The sequence below is a fragment of the Saccharothrix hoggarensis genome, assembly GCF_052936025.1.
On sequence record NZ_CP193624.1, the window covers coordinates 1,194,656 to 1,211,420 of the forward strand.

A 16,765-nucleotide genomic window follows, 5' to 3' on the forward strand; every position below is an offset into this window, starting at 1 on the left:
GGCGCGGACGTCGTCCGTCGTCTCCAGGTTCGGCACCCGGCCATGATGGCTCACGCCGGGTGCAGCACGTCCCGCAGCCTCCGCGCCGCCCGGTCGAGCTGCGCGCGCGACGGCAGCAGGGCCGCGCCGACCCGCGTGAACTCGGTGATCCCCAGATCGCTGAAGAAGAACGGCGGCATCGCGTGCACCAGCAGCGCCTCCGACCGCTGCGGGCCGCCGCGCGGGTTGAGGATCAGCCGCTCCACCCACGCGTCCACCTTGAACACGGTGTCCGCCAACGGGTGCACGCGCACGTCGAGCCCGTGCCCGCGCAGCACGGCCAGCACGTGGACGTCGCGCAGGAACCCCAGGAAGTCGGACACGACGCGGTTGCGCAGCGCCTCACGGCCCGCCGCCCCCACCTCGGCGATCACCTCGCGCGCCGGCGTCCACAGCATCGCCCGGGCCCGCTCGTCGGCCTCGCAGAACTCGCGGAACTCGGGCCAGCAGGGTAATCGGCCAAGGACTTCCACCACGTGGTGGGCCACGTGGGCGAAGGCGAAGTCGGGCCGCCAGTCCCGGATCTCCGGCACGTCGGTCGGGCCGGGCGGCGGCGCGCTGCGGCACGCGGCTTCCACCTCGTCGACGGTCACCCGGTGGATCGCGGCGGCCCGGTGCGCCATGACGTGCTCGACGACGTGCTTCCGCTTGCCGTACCAGTGGTTGAAGTGGAGGCGGGTCTCCTGCGTGACGTTGAACAACCTGCGGACGTCCAGGGCCGTGGTCATGACGCAGAGGGTACGGACGGGCACCGACAGTTTCGGTGAAAGCGCAGGTCAGGTGATCGACAGGTGGGCACGGTCGGCGGCCGAGCGGCCCGCGTCCCAGCCCGCCGCGCTGCGCACCGGCGTCGTCTTGGAGACGGTCCGGGTGAACATCGCGCCGAAGTACTCCTCCACGGCCTTCTTGCGCTCGGCCAGCACGGGGAGCAGCCGGTCGTCGTCCGGCGGCTCGTTCGCGGTCCGCAGCCGTTCCCCGATCCGGTGCGCGTACGACAACAGGAACGACTTGCGGTACGCCGCCGACCGCGCCTCGTCGCCCTTGCGCGCCTTCTCTCCCGCCGCCACCATCGCCCGCGTCGCCTGCACCAGCAACGACGCCGACAGCAGCTCGACGATCTCCAGGTCCAGCTCCTCGCCGACCAGCGCCACGAACCCCAGGTCGTACACCACGGCCCGGCACCGGTTGGCCTCCGCGACCACGTGCACGATGTGGGCCTTGCCGTCGAAGTACCGCTTGTCCAGCCACAACCGGCGTGACGTCGTCGTCGGCGCCTCGATCGGCATCCGCTCCAACGCGTGCCGCGTCACCAACTCCTGGGCCTTGGCCGACAACGCCTCCGCCTCGTCGGGGAACGCGGTCGACTCCGCCTTGGCCAGCAGCCCGCGGACCCGGTTGAGGATCTTGGGGTCGACGTGGTGGTGGTCGATCGCGGCCAGCGGCGTGCCCGGCTTCGGCACGATCACCGGCAGCCCCGGCAACGTGATCAGCACGGCGAGCACGGCCACCGCGGCGGCCACGGCGTCGTCCCGCAGCTCGATGTGCCTGGCCGCCCACTGGTCGACGTGCGGCCGCGCGACGTCCCACCAGACCGTCGCGCCGATCTCGGCCAGCTGCTCCTGCCAGCGCGGGTGCAACGCCGGGTACCGCGACGCCTCCCACGCCAGCGCGTCCACCAGGAACGACACAGCGCGCTCGTCCTCGTTGCGCCGCACGACCTCGTACACGTCGTAAGGCAGCCAGCCGTGCTCCCAGAGGTGCTCGAAGGCGCGCCCGAGGCCCGCCCGGATCGCGTCGTCCACGTCGGCCGGCGGGAGGTCGGAGGTGCGCGGCAGCCTGGCCCGGCGGTTCGCCGCGGCCCGCCACAACACCTCGCGCAGGGAGTCCACAACCGCCGATTGTCCCCTTTCGGGTGTGGTGTCCCCGCACCCGGTGCGCGTTGCGGCCCGAGGGGCGTCCCGACGTGCCAGCCTCGCGCGGTGAGCCGGAAGACGCAGGTCCCGAAGCGGCGGCCGATCGTGGTGGTGCGCCGTCCGCGGGGGACGCCGCTGACCGCGGCGCAACGCGAGGTCGTCCACCGCTGCCGCGCCCTGCCGCAGCTGCTCGACCCGTTGGAGGCCGAGCTCACCGTCAGCAGCGCGGTCGCCGACGTGCGGCCGGACGAGGAGTTCTGGGCGGGCCTGATCGACCACGCCGTGTCGCTGCCCAGCCGCCGCAACCACGCGCTGCTGCGCGTGCTCGCGGCCGTGCTCACCGGCCGTCCGCGCGAGTGGGCGGCGAACGCCGTCACCCCGGCCGGCCCACCTCTCGCGGTGGGCGGGGCGTGGATCTGCGACCGTTCCCTCGACGCCGGTTACCTCGCCCTGATCTGCGAGTACCGGTTCGGCCGCGACGAGCACGCGATGGTCTTCCTGATCGACGAGCTGACCGGCGGCATGATCCGCACCGCCTTCGTCACCCGCGACGTCGACACCGCCCGCCGCCGCCTGGCCGAGCAGGGCGTGCTCAACCCGATCGGCGCCGAGGCCGCGCACTGGCTCCTGGCCAAGTCCTACGACCGCCTGGACCGCGGCGCGGTGGCGGAGGTGGACGTCGAGGTGCGGCGGACCCGCCTGCTGGCCGGGCGGCGGATCGCCCTCGCGTTCGGCTGACGGCGAGTCCGGGGGCCTCCGCGGAACGGTCAGTAGTCCGCGGTGTGGCTTTCGATCACCCAGAGCGTGCCGCCGGTCGGTGAGGTGGCTTTGTCCTTCGCGTTGTAGCCGAGCATCAGGAACGTCCCCGGCGCGATCTCCACGCTCGACGGGTTCGCCTGGTCCGCCGCGCCGGAGTTGTACAGCGGGACGACGGTGTTCGCGGCCCACGTCGAGGTGGGGTTGGCGATCAGCATGCCGACGGTGGGGCGGTTCGTCCGCGCGCGGTCGCCGTAGGTGAACAGGACCTGCCCGGCGGAGGTCTTGAGCAGGTGGTGGGAGTTCGCCAGGACGCCGGTGAAGCTCTGGTACGCGAACGTCGGCGTGTCCGCGTAGGGGTTCCACCGGACGACGATCGCGGGCGAGCCGCCGCCGTCCTGCTCGGCCCGCACGACGGCGACGACGGTGGAGCCGAACTGGACGAAGCTGGGCTCGGTGTACGTGCGGCCGACCGGGTTGTCGTTGGTGATGATCTTGTGCGATCCGGACACCAGGAGCCGCGGGCTCAGGGTGGGCCGCCACGTCGCCCGGATGAAGTGCGCGCCGCCCGTCGTCCCGGTCGTGTAGACGGGGATCAGCACCTGGTCGACCTGGGTTCCGCTGTCCGCCAGCGCCAGCGCGCCGCCGTGGCTGTACGTGGCGGTGGCGATGCCGGGCGCGGTGAGCTGGACCGGGTCGGTGAACCGCGTCCAGCCCGGCTTCCACACCGAGTAGTAGACCCGGCCGCCGGGCACGAAGAACGTCAGCACGACGCTGCCGTCGTTCATCCTGCCGAGCTTCGGGTCGCGCGTGTCGACGCCCGCCATGGTGTCCGGGTTGGCGAGTGCGGGGGTGGGCGCGCTCCACGTGCGTCCGTTGGAGCCGCCGAACGACAGCTGGATCGTGCCGACCGCTCCGGCGTGCGCGGTCGCCCGGTGCCACACGGCCATCAGCCTGCCGTCGTCGAGCTTCACGATGTCCGGGAACCGGGCCTCGTACTCGCCGGGCTCCTGCACGATGTCCGCGACCATGCTCACGGTCGCGGACGCCGGTGGCGCGCCGACGCCTGCCAACGCCACCGAGGCCAGCAACGCCAACGCCCAACGGCCACGTGTCCTGACCATCCCCGGAACCCCCTCCGTCGCTGGTTCAGATCATGCGGGCACGGGGGAGTGGTGGGAAGCGATCGCGCCGGTGTCACCGGTATGGCGGATTCCCGGTCCACGCCGGGGAGCGGCCGGTCCCGGTGTAGCGTGCCGACCGCTTGGCGGATCCGAGGGGGATGTGAAGTGGCCGTCGTGGACGAGAACCCGTCGACCTCCGCCGGACCGCGGGGGTTCGCGGAGGGGTTGTTCCCGCCCGGCCCCGCCGAACGACGGCCGCGCGGCCGGCTCGTCCTCGGGTACGCCTTGGCGTTCCTCGCCGCGGTCGGGTTCCAGCTCCTCACGCCCGCCGGCCTGTCCCGGCTCGACCGCATGTGGGCCGAGGACGGCGCGCGGTTCCTGCTCGACGCCCTCACGCAGCCGTTCACGGCGAACGTGGTCGCGCCCTACGGCGGCTACCTGCACACGTTGCCCCGCCTGCTCGCCGAGGTGGCGTCGCTGTTCCCGCTCGACTGGGCCGCCGCCGTGATCGCGGTGTCGGCGGCGGCGCTGCGGGCCGTGGTGGCGTTGACCGCCTTCGCCGCGTCGGCCGGCTACCTGCGGTCGACGCCGGTGCGGTTCGCGCTGGCCGCGCTGGTCGTCGTGCTGCCGGCGGGGAACTCCGAGACGCTGGACAACCTCGCCAACGTGCACTGGTTCCTGGTCTACGGGGTGTTCTGGGCGTTGCTGTGGCGGTCGGCGCCGCTCGTCCCGGTCGCGGTGCTCGTCGTCCTCGCCACCCTGTCGAGCCCGCTGGCGTTCTTCCTGGCCCCCGTGGCGCTCCTGCGGTTGGCACTGCCCGGCCGACGCGATCGGGTGATCCCGATCGTGTTCCTCGTGGCGGCGGCGGCGCAGGGGCTCGCGATGGCGTTCGCCGAGCGGACCCCGTACTCGCACGACGCCGTCGACCCCGTGCAGGTGGTGCTCGCGGGATTGCTCAGGGTTCCGGTGGTGGCGTTCCTCGGATCGGAACCGGTCGACGAGGTCTATCCCGAGTTCGGCAACGTTCCCGTGGTGATCGCGCTGCTGCTCGTCGTCGTGCCGATCGTCGCCGGGTTGCGGTGGGCCGACCGCGCGGGACGATTCCTGGTGGTGCTCGGCGCCGTTTCCTGCGTCCTGGTGATCGCGGTCTCGTTGATCGCCAACTGGAGCGCCGCGCTGCAGGTGCAGAAACCCGGAGTGGTGATGGCCGCGCAGCGGTACAGCATCGCGCCGGCGCTGTTCCTCTTCACCGCGATGGCCGCCGGCGTGGACTCGGGGCTGCGCGGGCGGTTCGCGGGCGTGACGGCGTGGGCCGGGCGCGTGCTGGTGGGCGTCGCCGTGCTGGTGGGCGTTGTGCTGCACTTCACAGGCTCGGCCGGGGTGCTGGACGGTCGGCCGTGGGACGTCGGCGTGGCCGGGGCGGAGGCGCAGTGCGCGGCGGGCGACCGACCGGCCGGGCGAATCGTGCACGAGCCCGAGGGGTGGTACTTCGACCTGCCGTGCGAATACCTCGCGGATTGACGGCCGCGCGCTGGAACGGCATCGGCGCGAGTTAACCGCCGGAATGAAAAGAACCAGGTCGGCGGAATGCCGACCTGGTTCTCGTATTGTGCGCCGCCAGGGACTCGAACCCCGAACCCGCTGATTAAGAGTCAGCTGCTCTGCCAGTTGAGCTAGCGGCGCTCGGACTCTCTTGCTCTGTCCGACGCGAAGAACATTAGCACAGCGTCCGACGCGGCTCCCAATCGCCTGGTCAGGGCGGGTGTGCCGCCCTGGTGCAGGGGGAACTTCGCCTTGGTAACGATCCGGCATCTCGGGCAACATCGTCAACCCTCCGAGCGTCACCTTGTCAGGGGACACCGGACGAACTCTCGTAACGGGAAGTCCCGGTGTGTGTGGGGGACGAAGCGGAGGACGGGATGCACCGCAAGCGGGGGACGCGCAGAGCTCTGGAGCTCATCGCGATCGGGTTGGTCGCGACGTTGATCACAAGTTGTTCGTCGGGGTCGGCCGCGACCGGGGACGGCGCGGGGGAGCCGTCCACCACGACGTCGTCCACACCGCCGCCGAAGCCCGTGACGCTCACCACGGGCCCCGCGGACGCGGCGGTCGACGTGCCGCCCGGCGTGCCGGTCGTGGCGACGGCGAGCGACGGCAAGATCACGCAGGCCACGCTGACCAACGCGGACGGCAAGGTCGTCGCGGGCCAGGTCAGCCCGGACGGTCTGGTGTGGACGAACACGGAACCCCTGGGCTACCAGAAGACCTACACGCTCGCCGTCACGGGCCAGGGCACGGACGGCAAGCCGGTCACCAGGACGTCCACCTTCACCACCGTGAAGCCGCGCACGTTGACCTACCTGTCGGTCAACCCGCAGGACGGCACCACGGTCGGCGTCGGCCAGCCGCTGGCCTTCTACTTCGACGAGCCGATCGCCGACAAGGCCGCCGCCGAGGCGATGATCTCGATCACCACGGAGCCGCGCGTCGCGGGCGCCTTCTACTGGTTCGACGAGAAGACCGCGCACTGGCGGCCCCAGAACTACTGGACGCCCGGAACCAAGATCACGATCGACGCCAAGATCTACGGCAAGCACGTCGGCAACGGCGTCTACGGCGAGGAAGACCGCCTGATCACCACCACGATCGGCGACGCCGTGATCCACGAGGCGGACGGCCAGACCCACCAGGTCGTCACCAAGGTCAACGGCCAGGTCGTGCGCACCATGCCGACGTCCATGGGCGACGCGCAGAACCCCACCCCCACGGGCACCTACGTGCTCATGGAGAAGCACGCGCACATGGTGATGGACTCCCGCACGTACGGCCTGTCGCTGGAGGCGGGCGGCTACGTCACGCCGGTCGACTGGGCGTACCGCATGTCCAACTCGGGCATCTTCTTCCACAGCGCGCCGTGGTCGATCGGCGACCAGGGCCACCGCAACGTCAGCCACGGCTGCCTGAACCTGTCGCCCGAGAACGCCAAGTGGGTGTTCGACAACTCCAAGCAGGGCGACGTCGTGATCGTCACCAACTCGGGCGGCCCGGCGCTGGAGTCGTGGGACGGCTTCGGCGACTGGCAGATCCCGTGGGACCAGTGGACCAAGGGCAACCGCTGAGGACTAGACGTCCGTGACGCGGCCCGCCGCCACTTCCAGGCGGCGGGTCGTGCGCACCGCGTCCAGCATCCGCCGGTCGTGCGTGACGAGCAGCAGGGTGCCGGTGTACGAGTCGAGCGCCGACTCCAGCTGCTCGATCGCGGGCAGGTCGAGGTGGTTCGTCGGCTCGTCGAGCACCAGCAGGTTCACCCCGCGGGCCTGGAGCAGCGCCAGCGCCGCCCGGGTGCGCTCGCCGGGGGACAGGGACGCGGCGGGCCGCACCACGTGCGCCGCCTTCAGCCCGAACTTCGCCAGCAACGTGCGCACGTCGGCGGGCACCAGGTCCGGCACGGCCGCGCCGAAGGCGTCCAGCAGCGGCTCGTCGCCGAGGAACAGGCCGCGGGCCTGGTCGACCTCGCCCACCACCACGCCCGAGCCCAACGACGCGGAGCCCGAGGTCGGCGTGACGCGGCCCAGGAGCGTCGCGAGCAACGTCGACTTGCCCGAGCCGTTCGCGCCCGTGATGGCGATCCGGTCCGCCCAGTCCACCTGGAGGTCCACCGGGCCCAGCGTGAACGACCCGCGCGTCACCACCGCCGCCCGCAGCACCGCGACGACCGCGCCGGACCGGGGCGCGGCGGCGATCTCCATCCGCAGCTCCCACTCCTTGCGCGGCTCCTCGACGACGTCCAGCCGCTCGATCAGCCGTTCCGTCTGCCGCGCCTTGGACGCCTGCTTCTCGGTCGCCTCGGTGCGGAACTTGCGCCCGACCTTGTCGTTGTCGGGAGCCTTGCGCCGGGCGTTCTTGACGCCCTTCTCCATCCACGCCCGCTGGGCCCTGGCCCGCTCCTCCAACGACGCCCGCGTGGACGCGTACTCGTCGTACTCCTCCCGCGCGTGCCGGCGGGCGATCTCCCGTTCCTCCAGGTACGCCTCGTACCCGCCGCCGTAGGACCGCACCTGCTGCTGTGCCAGGTCCAGCTCCACCACGCGCGTCACCGTGCGGGCGAGGAACTCGCGGTCGTGCGACACCACGACGGCGCCCGCGCGCAGCCCGGTCACGAACCGCTCCAGCCGGGCCAGGCCGTCCAGGTCGAGGTCGTTGGTCGGCTCGTCCAGCAGGAACACGTCGTACCGGCTGAGCAGCAACGACGCCATGCTGACCCGCGCCGCCTGGCCGCCGGACAGGGCCGTCATCGGCAGGTCGAGCGAGACGTCCAGCCCGAGGTCGGCCGCGACCTCCAGCGACCGCTCCTCCAGGTCCGCGCCGCCCAGCGCGAGCCACCGCTCCAACGCCTCGGAGTAGCCGTCGTCCTCGCCCGCGGTCAACGCCTCGGTGGCCCGGTCCAGCTCGGCCTGCGCGTCCGCGACGCCCGTGCGGCGGGCCAGGAACGCGCGCACCGTCTCGCCCGGACGGCGGTCCGGCTCCTGCGGCAGGTGCCCGACCGTCGCCGTCACGGGGGAGAGGCGGATCACACCCCGCTCGGCGGGCAGCAGCCCGGCCAACGTCCGCAGCAACGTCGACTTGCCCGCGCCGTTGGCGCCGACCAGGCCGATCACGTCACCGGGCGCGACGACCAGGTCCAGACCCTCGAACAGCACGCGGTCGCCGTGGCCCGCGGCCAGGTCCTTCGCGACGAGTGTGGCGCTCATGACAACTCCACGGCAGGTGGCGGGGCGGACAAGGACGGACGGCGGCGGACAAAAGAAGACGCCCCTCGACACGAGGTCGAGGGGCGTTCCACTTGGGGTGAGTGACGGGACTTGAACCCGCGACACCTGGGATCACAACCCAGTGCTCTGCCAGCTGAGCTACACCCACCAAGACCGGCTGACCCGGCGGGTGAAGCATACAGTGCCCTGCCGCCGGGTCTGAAATCGACCCTATTTCAGGCCGTCGGCCGCCAGGAGTTCGGCCGCCACGGCCTGCGCCTGCTCCGACGACGGGCCGGGCTGCGGCACGAACGCCGTCCGCCGGTAGTACGCCAGCTCCCGGATCGACTCCACGATGTCGGCGAGCGCCCGGTGCGCCAGGCCCTTCTCGGGCTGCGCGTAGTAGATGCGCGGGTACCAGCGCCGGCACAGCTCCTTGATCGACGACACGTCGACCATGCGGTAGTGCAGGTGGGCGTCCAGCTCCGGCATGTCGCGGGCGATGAAGCCCCGGTCCGTCGCGATCGAGTTGCCCGCCAGCGGGGCGGTGCGCGGGTCCGGCACCCACTCCCGGATGTAGGCGAGCACCTGGGCCTCGGCGTCCGCGAGGGTCACCGACGACCGCCGGACCTCCTCGGTCAGCCCGGACTTGGCGTGCATCTGCATGACGACGTCGGGCATCGAGTCGAGCGCGGTGTCGTCGGCGTGGATCACCACGTCCACCCCGTCGCCGAGCACGTTCAGCTCCGCGTCCGTCACCAGCGCCGCGATCTCGATCAAGGCGTCCTTGCCCAGGTCGAGGCCGGTCATCTCGCAGTCGATCCACACCAGGCGATCCATCACCCGCGCGAGCCTAGTCGCCCGGCCGCCCGGGGCCCGCGTCGCTTCGGGTGGCGGCCCCTACCAATCTCATTACGCTCATGGCAATGACGGCCCAGAGCGACATCGCTGCCGGCTACGCCTCGGAGGGCGCGGCCATCGAACTCGGCGCCGTGCTCGTCGACGGCGCGGTGGAGCCGACCGCCCGCGTGCGGCTCCCGCTGGCCACGCTCAACCGGCACGGCCTGGTGGCCGGCGCGACCGGCACGGGCAAGACGAAGACGTTGCAGCTGATCGCCGAGCAGCTGTCGGCGGCCGGTGTCCCGGTGGTCATGGCGGACGTGAAGGGCGACCTGTCGGGCCTGTCGAAGCCGGGCGAGGGCGGCGACCGGGTCACCGCGCGGGCCGCCGACACCGGTGACGACTGGCGGGCGCAGGCGTGCCCGGTGCAGTTCCTGTCGCTGGGCACGGGCGGTGTCGGCGTGCCGGTGCGGGCGACCGTCACCAGCTTCGGCCCGATCCTGCTGTCGAAGGTGCTCGGGCTCAACGACACCCAGGAGTCCACGCTCGGGCTGATCTTCCACTGGGCCGACAAGCGCGGCCTGCCGCTGCTGGACACCAAGGACCTGCGGTCCGTGATCAGCCACCTCACCGGCGACGAGGGCAAGGAGGACCTGAAGGGCCTCGGCGGCGTCTCGTCGGCGACGGCGGGGGTGATCCTGCGGGCGCTGGTGAACCTGGAGGCGCAGGGCGGCGACACGTTCTTCGGCGAGCCGGAGCTGGACCCGCGCGACCTGATGCGCGCGGTCGACGGCAAGGGCGTCGTGTCGCTGCTGGAGCTGGCCGAGTTGCAGGCCAAGCCCGCGCTGTTCTCGACGTTCCTGATGTGGCTGCTGGCCGAGCTGTTCGAGGTGCTGCCCGAGGAGGGCGACCTCGACCAGCCGAAGCTCGTGTTCTTCTTCGACGAGGCGCACCTGCTGTTCGCGGACGCGTCCAAGGCGTTCCTGGAGCAGATCACCCAGACGGTGAAGCTCATCCGGTCCAAGGGCGTGGGCGTGTTCTTCTGCACGCAGCTCCCGACGGACGTGCCGAACGCCGTGCTGTCGCAGCTGGGCGCACGGGTGCAGCACGCGCTGCGGGCGTTCACGCCGGAGGACCAGGCGGCGCTGGCGAAGGCCGTGAAGACGTACCCGACGACGCCCCACTACGAGCTGGACGAGGCGTTGACGTCGCTGGGCATCGGCGAGGCGGTCGTGACGGTGCTGAGCGAGAAGGGCGCGCCGACACCGGTGGCGTGGACGCGGCTGCGCGCGCCGCGGTCCTTGATGGACACCATCGGGCCGGACGCGATCAAGGCGGCTGCCGCGTCGTCCGAGCTGCACGGCAAGTACGCGGAGACGATCGACCGCGAGTCGGCGTACGAGAAGCTGTCGGCGAAGGTGACGCCCCCGCCGACCCCGGCCGACGAGGAGCCGGAGGGGTCGGCGGAGGCGCCGGCCGAGGCGAAGCCGCGGCGCGACGAGCCGGGCGTGGTCGAGCAGGTGCTCGGCAACACGGCCGTCAAGTCGTTCCTGCGGTCAGCGGCGAGCGCCCTCGGGCGTGAGATCACCCGGGGCCTTTTCGGGACCGCCCGCAAGCGCCGCTGACCGCTTCACCTTCATGGACAGGAACGCGGCGCCGATGCTGAGCACGCCGGCGACGTACCAGGCGGGCGCGTAGTCGCCGAAGTGGTCGCGGGTGAGGCCGGCGGCGGTCGCGGCGACGGCGGCGCCGATCTGGTGCGACGCGAACACCCAGCCGAACACGACCGGCGCGGACAGGCCGAACACCTCGCGGCACAGCGCGACCGTGGGCGGCACCGTGGCGACCCAGTCGAGGCCGTAGAAGATGATGAACACCAGCATCGACGGGTGCACGGCGTCCATGAACAACTGCGGCAGGACCAGCAGCGACGCGCCGCGCAGGGCGTAGTAGACGGCGAGCAGGAGGCGCGGGTCGACGCGGTCGGTGAGCCAGCCGGACAGCACCGTGCCGACGATGTCGAAGATGCCGACCAGCGCGAGCAGGCCCGCGGCGGTCGTGGTGGGCATGCCGTGGTCGTGGGCGGCGGGGATGAAGTGCGTGCCCACCAGGCCGTTCGTGGTGGCCCCGCAGATCGCGAAGCCCGCCGCGAGGAACCAGAACGGGCCGGTGCGGGCGGCGCCGACCAGCGCGCTCACGGCACGGCGCGCGGACCCGCCGGTGGTCACCGGGACCGGCACGACCTCGTCACCGCCGTAGGGCGGGACGCCCAGGTCGGCCGGGTGGTCGCGGAGGAACAGCAGGACCAGCGGCACCACGGCGAGGGCCGCGACGGACACCACGATCGACGCCGTGCGCCAGCCCGACGACTCCGACAGCGCCGCGACCAGCGGCAGGAACACGAGCTGCCCCGTGGCGCCGCCCGCCGTCAGCACGCCGGTGACCAGGCCGCGGTGCTTGACGAACCAGCGGCCGGTGATCGTGGCGACGAACGCCAGCGCCATCGACCCCGTGCCCAGGCCGACCAGCACACCCCAGAACAGCACCAGTTGCCACGCCGTCGTCATGAACACCGTCAGCCCGCTGCCCACCGCGACCAGCGTCAACGCGCTCGCCACGACCTTGCGCACGCCGAGGCGTTCCATCAGGGCGGCGGCGAACGGCGCGGTCAGGCCGAACAGCACGAGGTTGACCGACACGGCGAAGCCGATGGTGCCGGTGGACCAGCCGAACTCGCTGCGCAGCGGTTCGATCAGCGCGCCCGGGGTCGCCCGGAACGCGGCGGCGCCGACCAGCGCGATGAAGCCGACGCCGGCGACCACCCATGCCCAGTTCTGCCTGTTGCGAATCACGTCGGAAGCGTGCGCGACCCAGCCCCGTCCGGGAAAGTGGCTCGATGGCCATCATGTGCAAGAATCCGGCCATGGACCGCCGTCACCTGGTCGCCGTGCTCGCCCTGGACGAGGTCGTCACGTTCGACCTGGGCACGCCGACGCAGATCTTCAGCGCCGCCCGTGACGAGGACGAGCGGCGCTTCTACCAGGTGAGGATCTGCACGCCGGGCGGTCGGCCGGTGCGCAGCTCGGGCCAGTTCACCATCACCCCGGACCACGGCCTCGAACTGCTGGCCGAGGCGGACACCGTCCTCGTGGCCGGCGTCCACTACGGCGCGCGGGTCCTGGAGGACGGCACGATCGAGCCGGAGGTGCGGGACGCCCTGCGTGCGGCCGTCGCCCGCGGCGCGCGCGTCCTGTCCATCTGCACGGGCGCGTTCGTGCTGGCCGCGGCCGGTCTGCTGGACGGGCGCCGGGCCACCACGCACTGGAGCCACGCCGACAACTTCCGCCGCCTGTTCCCGCACGTCGACCTCGACCCGGACGTGCTGTTCGTCGACGAGGGCGACATCCTCACGTCCGCGGGCGTCGGCGCGGGCGTCGACCTGTGCCTGCACCTCGTCCGGCACGACCACGGCAGCGAGATCGCCAACATGGCCGCCCGCCGGTGCGTCGTGCCACCGTGGCGGCCGGGCGGGCAGTCGCAGTACATCGTCCGCCCCATCCCGGATGTCACCGACACGTCCACCGCCCCCGCCCGCGCGTGGGCGCTGGAACACCTGCACGAGCCGCTGGACCTCCGCGCGCTGGCCGCGCACGTCCGCATGAGCGTCCGCACCTTCACCCGCCGGTTCCGCGAGGAGACCGGCGTGAGCCCCGGCAAGTGGATCACGCAGCAGCGCGTGGAACGGGCCCGGCACCTGCTGGAGACGACGGACCTGTCGGTCGACCAGGTGGCGCGGCACGCCGGTTTCGGCACGGGTGCGGCGCTGCGCCAGCAGATGAGCGCGATCCTGGGCGTCGCCCCCAGCGTCTACCGCACCACGTTCCGGTCAGCCGGCTAGCGCTTCCCGTTGGGGGCCGAGCCCGTGGACGGTGTCAGCCGTGCGCCGCGACTCGGGTGGTTCTCGGCATCCTGACCGCGCGGTCGTCCGGGAAGTCCTGCCGGAGGACCCGCACGTGCGCGGCGCGGAGGTCGGGGCCCGGTTCGACGCCGAGGTCGTCGACGAGACGTGACCGGATGCGGGCGAACTCCTCCAGTGCCGCCGCCTGCCTGCCGTCGGCGGCGAGCGTCACCAGGAGCTTGGCGTGCAGTCCTTCGTGCAGCGGCTCGTCGGCGACCAGCCGCCGCAGGCGTTCCACGGCCTCGCCGGGCACGCCCTGGTCCAGCGCGAGGTCGGCCAGGGCCACGGCCGCGGCCGACCGGCGGGCCGCGATCGACTGCACGGTGGGGTGCGGGTGGAGTTCGGGCAGGTCGGCGAGCACCCGGCCGCGCCACAGGTCCAGCGCTTCGCCGAGCGCGGTCACGTCGGCGCGGGCGGCCAGGGCGTCGAACGTCGTCACGTCCAGGTGGTCGTGGGGCAGGTCCAGCCGGTACCCGCCGCGTTCGGTGCGGACCGCCGACGGGTCGCCCAGCGTGGTCCGCACCCTGGCGACGTAGCCGTGCACGAGGTTCTGGTGCGCGGCCGGCGGGTCCTCGCCCCACAGGACGTCCACGATCTCGCCGTGGCCGACCACCCGGCCCGGGTGCACCGCGAGGAGACCCAGCAGCACGCGGGGCTTGCGCGATTCCCACCGGACCTCGCCGACTCCGGTCTCCACCACCAACGGGCCGAGCACGCCGATCCGCGGTCCGGTGGGCGGCCAGGTGAGACCGACCGCCGCGGCGATCTTCGCCAGCGACCGGGGCCGGGCGACCTGGCCCTGTTCGACGGCGCGAACGGTGCGCACGCTGACGTCCGCCCTGGTGGCCAGCTCCGACTGGGTCAGCCCCGCGTCGAGGCGGTGTCCGCGCACGGCCCGGGCGAATCGCGACAGCTGGTCGGCATCGCGCATCGGGCCATCGTGGCAGCGACCCGACGTCGTTGCCGCCGATTTTGCCCATTTTCCGTCACCGGTTAGCGTCAGAGCGTGATAATGGCAGGTCAGGGCATAGGTGTGACGTCGGCGTTGAGTGCAGCGAAACCTCCACCGGGCCGACTTAACGTGGTGCCGTGCGCAACGCTCCGTTTCTCCCCAGTGGCGTGACGCGAAGCGCACGACGCGGGGTGTTCCGGCCAGGGGGGACCGGCCGGGGCACCCCGCTCGGCGCTCCCGTCAGCGCTCCAGGAACGGCCGCAGCAGGTCGGGCACGGCGGCGTCGGCGAGGGCCAGGCCGTCGGCCTCCGCGACGTCGATGACGTGGTACGCGCCGTTGCCCGCGGCGGTGGTGGCGGAGATCGTGACCAGGCCCGCGCGGCGTTGGAAGAACGAGCGGGAGACCCGCCAGCCGATGATGCCGGTCCGTTGCAGCGCAACGGTTTCCCGGATCGCGGAACCCTGGCGGGCGAGCAGGTGGCGGTCGGTCAGGGCGTGGCCGAGGGAGCGGTAGCGGTCCCAGCCGAGGGCGGCCGAGAACGGGACCAGGGCCAGCACGACCTGCCACGTCCAGCTCGGCGCGAACCACGGCAGGACGGCCGCGAGCACGAGCAGCGGGGCGACGGCGCGCAGCATCCGGCGGCGCAGCGCGGCGAGCGGGTGCCGGCGCAGCGGCGTCGACGTCGGCGACTCGTCCTGCCGGAGGACCGCCGCGGACACCCGGTGCGCCTCGGCGACCGGCGCGGGCGGCAGGAGCAGGTTGCTCTCGCCCTTGCGGCCCAGACCCGTGGTCACCGTCTTGGCGTGCGCACCGCGCCCGGCCCGCAGCAACAGCGGTTCGATTAGTTCGACGCCGCGGAGTCGTTGCTCCGCAACGGAAACCGAACGCGTGGTGAGCAGGCCCCGGCGCACCCGGACCGTGTCGTCGGGCTCGCGGGTCAGCCGGTAGCCCCAGAACTGCACCACGTACACCAGGACGGAGCCGAGGGTGGCGACCAGCAGCACGACGCCCGCGAACAACGCGACGGTCAACCCGATCGGCTGGTCCGCGACCCAGTGCGCGGCCTCCGTCATCGGGTCGAGCACCTCGATGTCCAGCTCCCGCGCGAAGTTCATCACGAACCCGAACAACGCGCCGGCCGCCACCAGGCCGGACAACGTCAGCGGCGCGTACCGGAGCCACGCGTTGTCCCATTGGGACAGAACGACACCCGGTCGCTCCGCGGGTTCCGCGGACTCCTCGGCGGACGCGTCGGAACGCGCGATGGTGAGCAGCAGCACGCGCAGGCGCTCGGCTTCGCCCGACGACACGGCGTCCAGCGTCAGCCCGTCCTCGCCCGGCTGGTCGCGCTGCCCCGTGCCGACGCGGATCGCGGACAGCCCGAACAGCCGGTGCCCGAGCTTCGCGGTCAGGTCGACGGTCCGGATGCGGTCACGCGGCACCGCCAAGCGCTTGCGCACGAACAGGCCGGTGTGCATCTCGACCTGCTCGGTGGTGATCCGGTACCGGGTGGTGAGCCACCGCAGCAGCCCGAACAGCACGATCGCCACGATCACGCCGCCGCTCGCCAGCAGCCGCCACGTCTCGCCCCGGCCGAGCACGAGCAGGCCGACGAAGAGCGGCACCAGGCCCAGCAGCTCGTTGAGCGGCCGGACGATGAGCATCCGCACGTCCAGCCGGTGCCAGTCGACGACGGGCTCGGCGTACTCGGGGGCGGCGGGCAGGTCGGTGGTCACGTCGCGTCACCCGGCGTGGCCTGGGTCGTGGTGGTCAGCTCGTCGGCCAGCCGCACCGCGTCGTCGTGGGCCAGCCCTTCGATGAGCACCGGCCCGGCGGCCGACGCCGTGGTCACCGTCACGGTGGACAGGCCGAGCAGCTGCTGCAGCGGGCCCCGCTTGGTGTCCACGGTCTGGATGCGCGAGACGGGCGCTATGCGCCACTCCTGGTTCAGCCAGCCGGCCAGCGTGTACACCGCGTCCGGGGTGGCCTCCCAGCGGTGCACGCGGTACCGCCAGCGCGGCATCACCAGCGTGTGCGCGGTGCCGAGCACCAGGGTCGCGACGGCGGCGGCCACCTGCCACGGCGACGCGGCGAAGACCAGCACGACCGCCTGCGGCACGAGCAGCACCGTCCAGCCGATCAGCGCGTGCAGGGTCCACAGGGTGATCGACTTGCGGCTCACCTGGTGCCGCGGCGCACGCAGGCGCAACACTTCGTTGCTCACGCCGTCCACTGTGCCTCAAGGCCGAGCCCGCGTGCGCGCGAACCCGGCCTCAAGAAGACGTCAGGGCTGCGTGTACGGCGTCTGGAAGATCCTGGCCTCTGCCGCGCTGTCGCTCTGAAGGGCCGCGGGCACACCGACGACGACTGTGAGGCCCACGCCCAGGGCCAGCACAGTCATGATCTTGCGCAGCAAGTGCACAACCATCGT

15 protein-coding genes and 2 tRNA genes are annotated in these 16,765 nt (G+C 72.3%); 5 read left to right on the forward strand and 12 right to left on the reverse strand.

Annotated elements, in window-relative coordinates:
• Positions 1-50: 50 nt before the first annotated feature.
• Both ACRAKH_RS05975 and ACRAKH_RS05980 read right to left on the reverse strand, forming a co-directional pair.
• Positions 51-767: a hypothetical protein gene (locus ACRAKH_RS05975; RefSeq protein WP_380722549.1), complete on the reverse strand. Its 717-nt coding sequence runs from the start codon at positions 765-767 to the stop codon at positions 51-53.
• Between the two features lie 48 nt (positions 768-815).
• Complete coding sequence (locus ACRAKH_RS05980) at positions 816-1,928, reverse strand: DUF2786 domain-containing protein (RefSeq protein WP_380722551.1); 1,113 nt, start codon at positions 1,926-1,928, stop codon at positions 816-818.
• Positions 1,929-2,018: 90 nt separating this feature from the next.
• Here ACRAKH_RS05980 and ACRAKH_RS05985 point away from each other — a divergent pair, with 90 nt between their 5' ends.
• Positions 2,019-2,690 carry a hypothetical protein gene (locus tag ACRAKH_RS05985; RefSeq protein ID WP_380722553.1) on the forward strand — a complete coding sequence of 224 codons (672 nt, stop codon included), beginning with the start codon at positions 2,019-2,021 and terminating at the stop codon, positions 2,688-2,690.
• Positions 2,691-2,719: 29 nt separating this feature from the next.
• Here the strand turns inward: ACRAKH_RS05985 and ACRAKH_RS05990 are convergent, their stop codons facing one another.
• Complete coding sequence (locus ACRAKH_RS05990; protein ID WP_380722555.1) at positions 2,720-3,832, reverse strand: sialidase family protein; 1,113 nt, start codon at positions 3,830-3,832, stop codon at positions 2,720-2,722.
• Between the two features lie 165 nt (positions 3,833-3,997).
• Between ACRAKH_RS05990 and ACRAKH_RS05995 the strand changes: the two genes are divergently transcribed.
• The gene (locus ACRAKH_RS05995; RefSeq protein WP_380722557.1) at positions 3,998-5,353 is read left to right on the forward strand and encodes a hypothetical protein; all 1,356 of its coding nucleotides are present in this window, start codon (positions 3,998-4,000) and stop codon (positions 5,351-5,353) included.
• Positions 5,354-5,442: 89 nt separating this feature from the next.
• Here ACRAKH_RS05995 and ACRAKH_RS06000 read toward each other — a convergent pair.
• Positions 5,443-5,515, reverse strand: a tRNA-Lys gene (locus ACRAKH_RS06000).
• Positions 5,516-5,751: 236 nt separating this feature from the next.
• On the opposite strand from ACRAKH_RS06000, the gene ACRAKH_RS06005 reads away from it, so the two are divergent.
• Positions 5,752-6,951 (forward strand): L,D-transpeptidase, encoded by a 1,200-nt coding sequence (locus ACRAKH_RS06005; RefSeq protein ID WP_380722559.1) that lies wholly within the window; start codon positions 5,752-5,754, stop codon positions 6,949-6,951.
• Between the two features lie 3 nt (positions 6,952-6,954).
• On the opposite strand, the gene ACRAKH_RS06010 is transcribed toward ACRAKH_RS06005, so the two are convergent.
• The 3 genes from ACRAKH_RS06010 to orn form a co-directional block, all read right to left on the reverse strand.
• Positions 6,955-8,583 carry an ABC-F family ATP-binding cassette domain-containing protein gene (locus tag ACRAKH_RS06010; RefSeq protein WP_380722561.1) on the reverse strand — a complete coding sequence of 543 codons (1,629 nt, stop codon included), beginning with the start codon at positions 8,581-8,583 and terminating at the stop codon, positions 6,955-6,957.
• Between the two features lie 93 nt (positions 8,584-8,676).
• Positions 8,677-8,752 (reverse strand) — tRNA-His (locus ACRAKH_RS06015).
• 62 nt (positions 8,753-8,814) lie between these two features.
• A complete protein-coding gene (gene orn / locus ACRAKH_RS06020; protein WP_380722563.1) occupies positions 8,815-9,426 on the reverse strand; it encodes an oligoribonuclease in 612 nt (203 codons plus the stop codon).
• Between the two features lie 83 nt (positions 9,427-9,509).
• Here orn and ACRAKH_RS06025 point away from each other — a divergent pair, with 83 nt between their 5' ends.
• On the forward strand, positions 9,510-11,048 hold the full coding sequence (locus ACRAKH_RS06025; protein WP_380722565.1) for a helicase HerA-like domain-containing protein: 1,539 nt from the start codon (positions 9,510-9,512) through the stop codon (positions 11,046-11,048).
• On the opposite strand, the gene ACRAKH_RS06030 is transcribed toward ACRAKH_RS06025, so the two are convergent.
• Positions 10,980-12,275, reverse strand: a complete 1,296-nt coding sequence (locus tag ACRAKH_RS06030) for an MFS transporter (RefSeq protein ID WP_380722567.1) — start codon at positions 12,273-12,275, stop codon at positions 10,980-10,982. The two genes, ACRAKH_RS06025 and ACRAKH_RS06030, sit on opposite strands and share 69 nt — an antisense overlap.
• 71 nt (positions 12,276-12,346) lie before the next feature.
• Between ACRAKH_RS06030 and ACRAKH_RS06035 the strand changes: the two genes are divergently transcribed.
• The gene (locus ACRAKH_RS06035) at positions 12,347-13,321 is read left to right on the forward strand and encodes a GlxA family transcriptional regulator (protein WP_380722569.1); all 975 of its coding nucleotides are present in this window, start codon (positions 12,347-12,349) and stop codon (positions 13,319-13,321) included.
• A gap of 34 nt (positions 13,322-13,355) precedes the next feature.
• Here ACRAKH_RS06035 and ACRAKH_RS06040 read toward each other — a convergent pair whose 3' ends face one another.
• The 4 genes from ACRAKH_RS06040 to ACRAKH_RS06055 all read right to left on the reverse strand — a co-directional run bounded on the left by ACRAKH_RS06040 (position 13,356) and on the right by ACRAKH_RS06055 (position 16,762).
• A complete protein-coding gene (locus ACRAKH_RS06040; protein WP_380722571.1) occupies positions 13,356-14,312 on the reverse strand; it encodes a BTAD domain-containing putative transcriptional regulator in 957 nt (318 codons plus the stop codon).
• A 261-nt stretch (positions 14,313-14,573) separates the two neighbouring features.
• Complete coding sequence (locus tag ACRAKH_RS06045; protein WP_447009954.1) at positions 14,574-15,998, reverse strand: PH domain-containing protein; 1,425 nt, start codon at positions 15,996-15,998, stop codon at positions 14,574-14,576.
• Positions 15,999-16,066: 68 nt separating this feature from the next.
• Entirely contained in the window at positions 16,067-16,558 is a 492-nt protein-coding gene (locus ACRAKH_RS06050; protein WP_380722573.1) for a PH domain-containing protein, read from the reverse strand.
• Between the two features lie 60 nt (positions 16,559-16,618).
• Positions 16,619-16,762, reverse strand: a complete 144-nt coding sequence (locus tag ACRAKH_RS06055) for a hypothetical protein (protein ID WP_380722574.1) — start codon at positions 16,760-16,762, stop codon at positions 16,619-16,621.
• Positions 16,763-16,765 lie beyond the last annotated feature (3 nt).

What these genes read in the sequence shown, in the direction of transcription:
- ACRAKH_RS05975 (WP_380722549.1), bottom strand. Translation starts at nt 767, where the DNA reads ATGACCACGGCCCTGGACGTCCGCAGGTTGTTCAACGTCACGCAGGAG.
- ACRAKH_RS05990 (WP_380722555.1), bottom strand. Translation starts at nt 3,832, where the DNA reads ATGGTCAGGACACGTGGCCGTTGGGCGTTGGCGTTGCTGGCCTCGGTG.
- ACRAKH_RS06005 (WP_380722559.1), top strand. Translation starts at nt 5,752, where the DNA reads ATGCACCGCAAGCGGGGGACGCGCAGAGCTCTGGAGCTCATCGCGATC.
- ACRAKH_RS06010 (WP_380722561.1), bottom strand. Translation starts at nt 8,583, where the DNA reads ATGAGCGCCACACTCGTCGCGAAGGACCTGGCCGCGGGCCACGGCGAC.
- ACRAKH_RS06025 (WP_380722565.1), top strand. Translation starts at nt 9,510, where the DNA reads ATGACGGCCCAGAGCGACATCGCTGCCGGCTACGCCTCGGAGGGCGCG.
- ACRAKH_RS06035 (WP_380722569.1), top strand. Translation starts at nt 12,347, where the DNA reads ATGGACCGCCGTCACCTGGTCGCCGTGCTCGCCCTGGACGAGGTCGTC.
- ACRAKH_RS06040 (WP_380722571.1), bottom strand. Translation starts at nt 14,312, where the DNA reads ATGCGCGATGCCGACCAGCTGTCGCGATTCGCCCGGGCCGTGCGCGGA.
- ACRAKH_RS06045 (WP_447009954.1), bottom strand. Translation starts at nt 15,998, where the DNA reads ATGCTCATCGTCCGGCCGCTCAACGAGCTGCTGGGCCTGGTGCCGCTC.
- ACRAKH_RS06055 (WP_380722574.1), bottom strand. Translation starts at nt 16,762, where the DNA reads ATGGTTGTGCACTTGCTGCGCAAGATCATGACTGTGCTGGCCCTGGGC.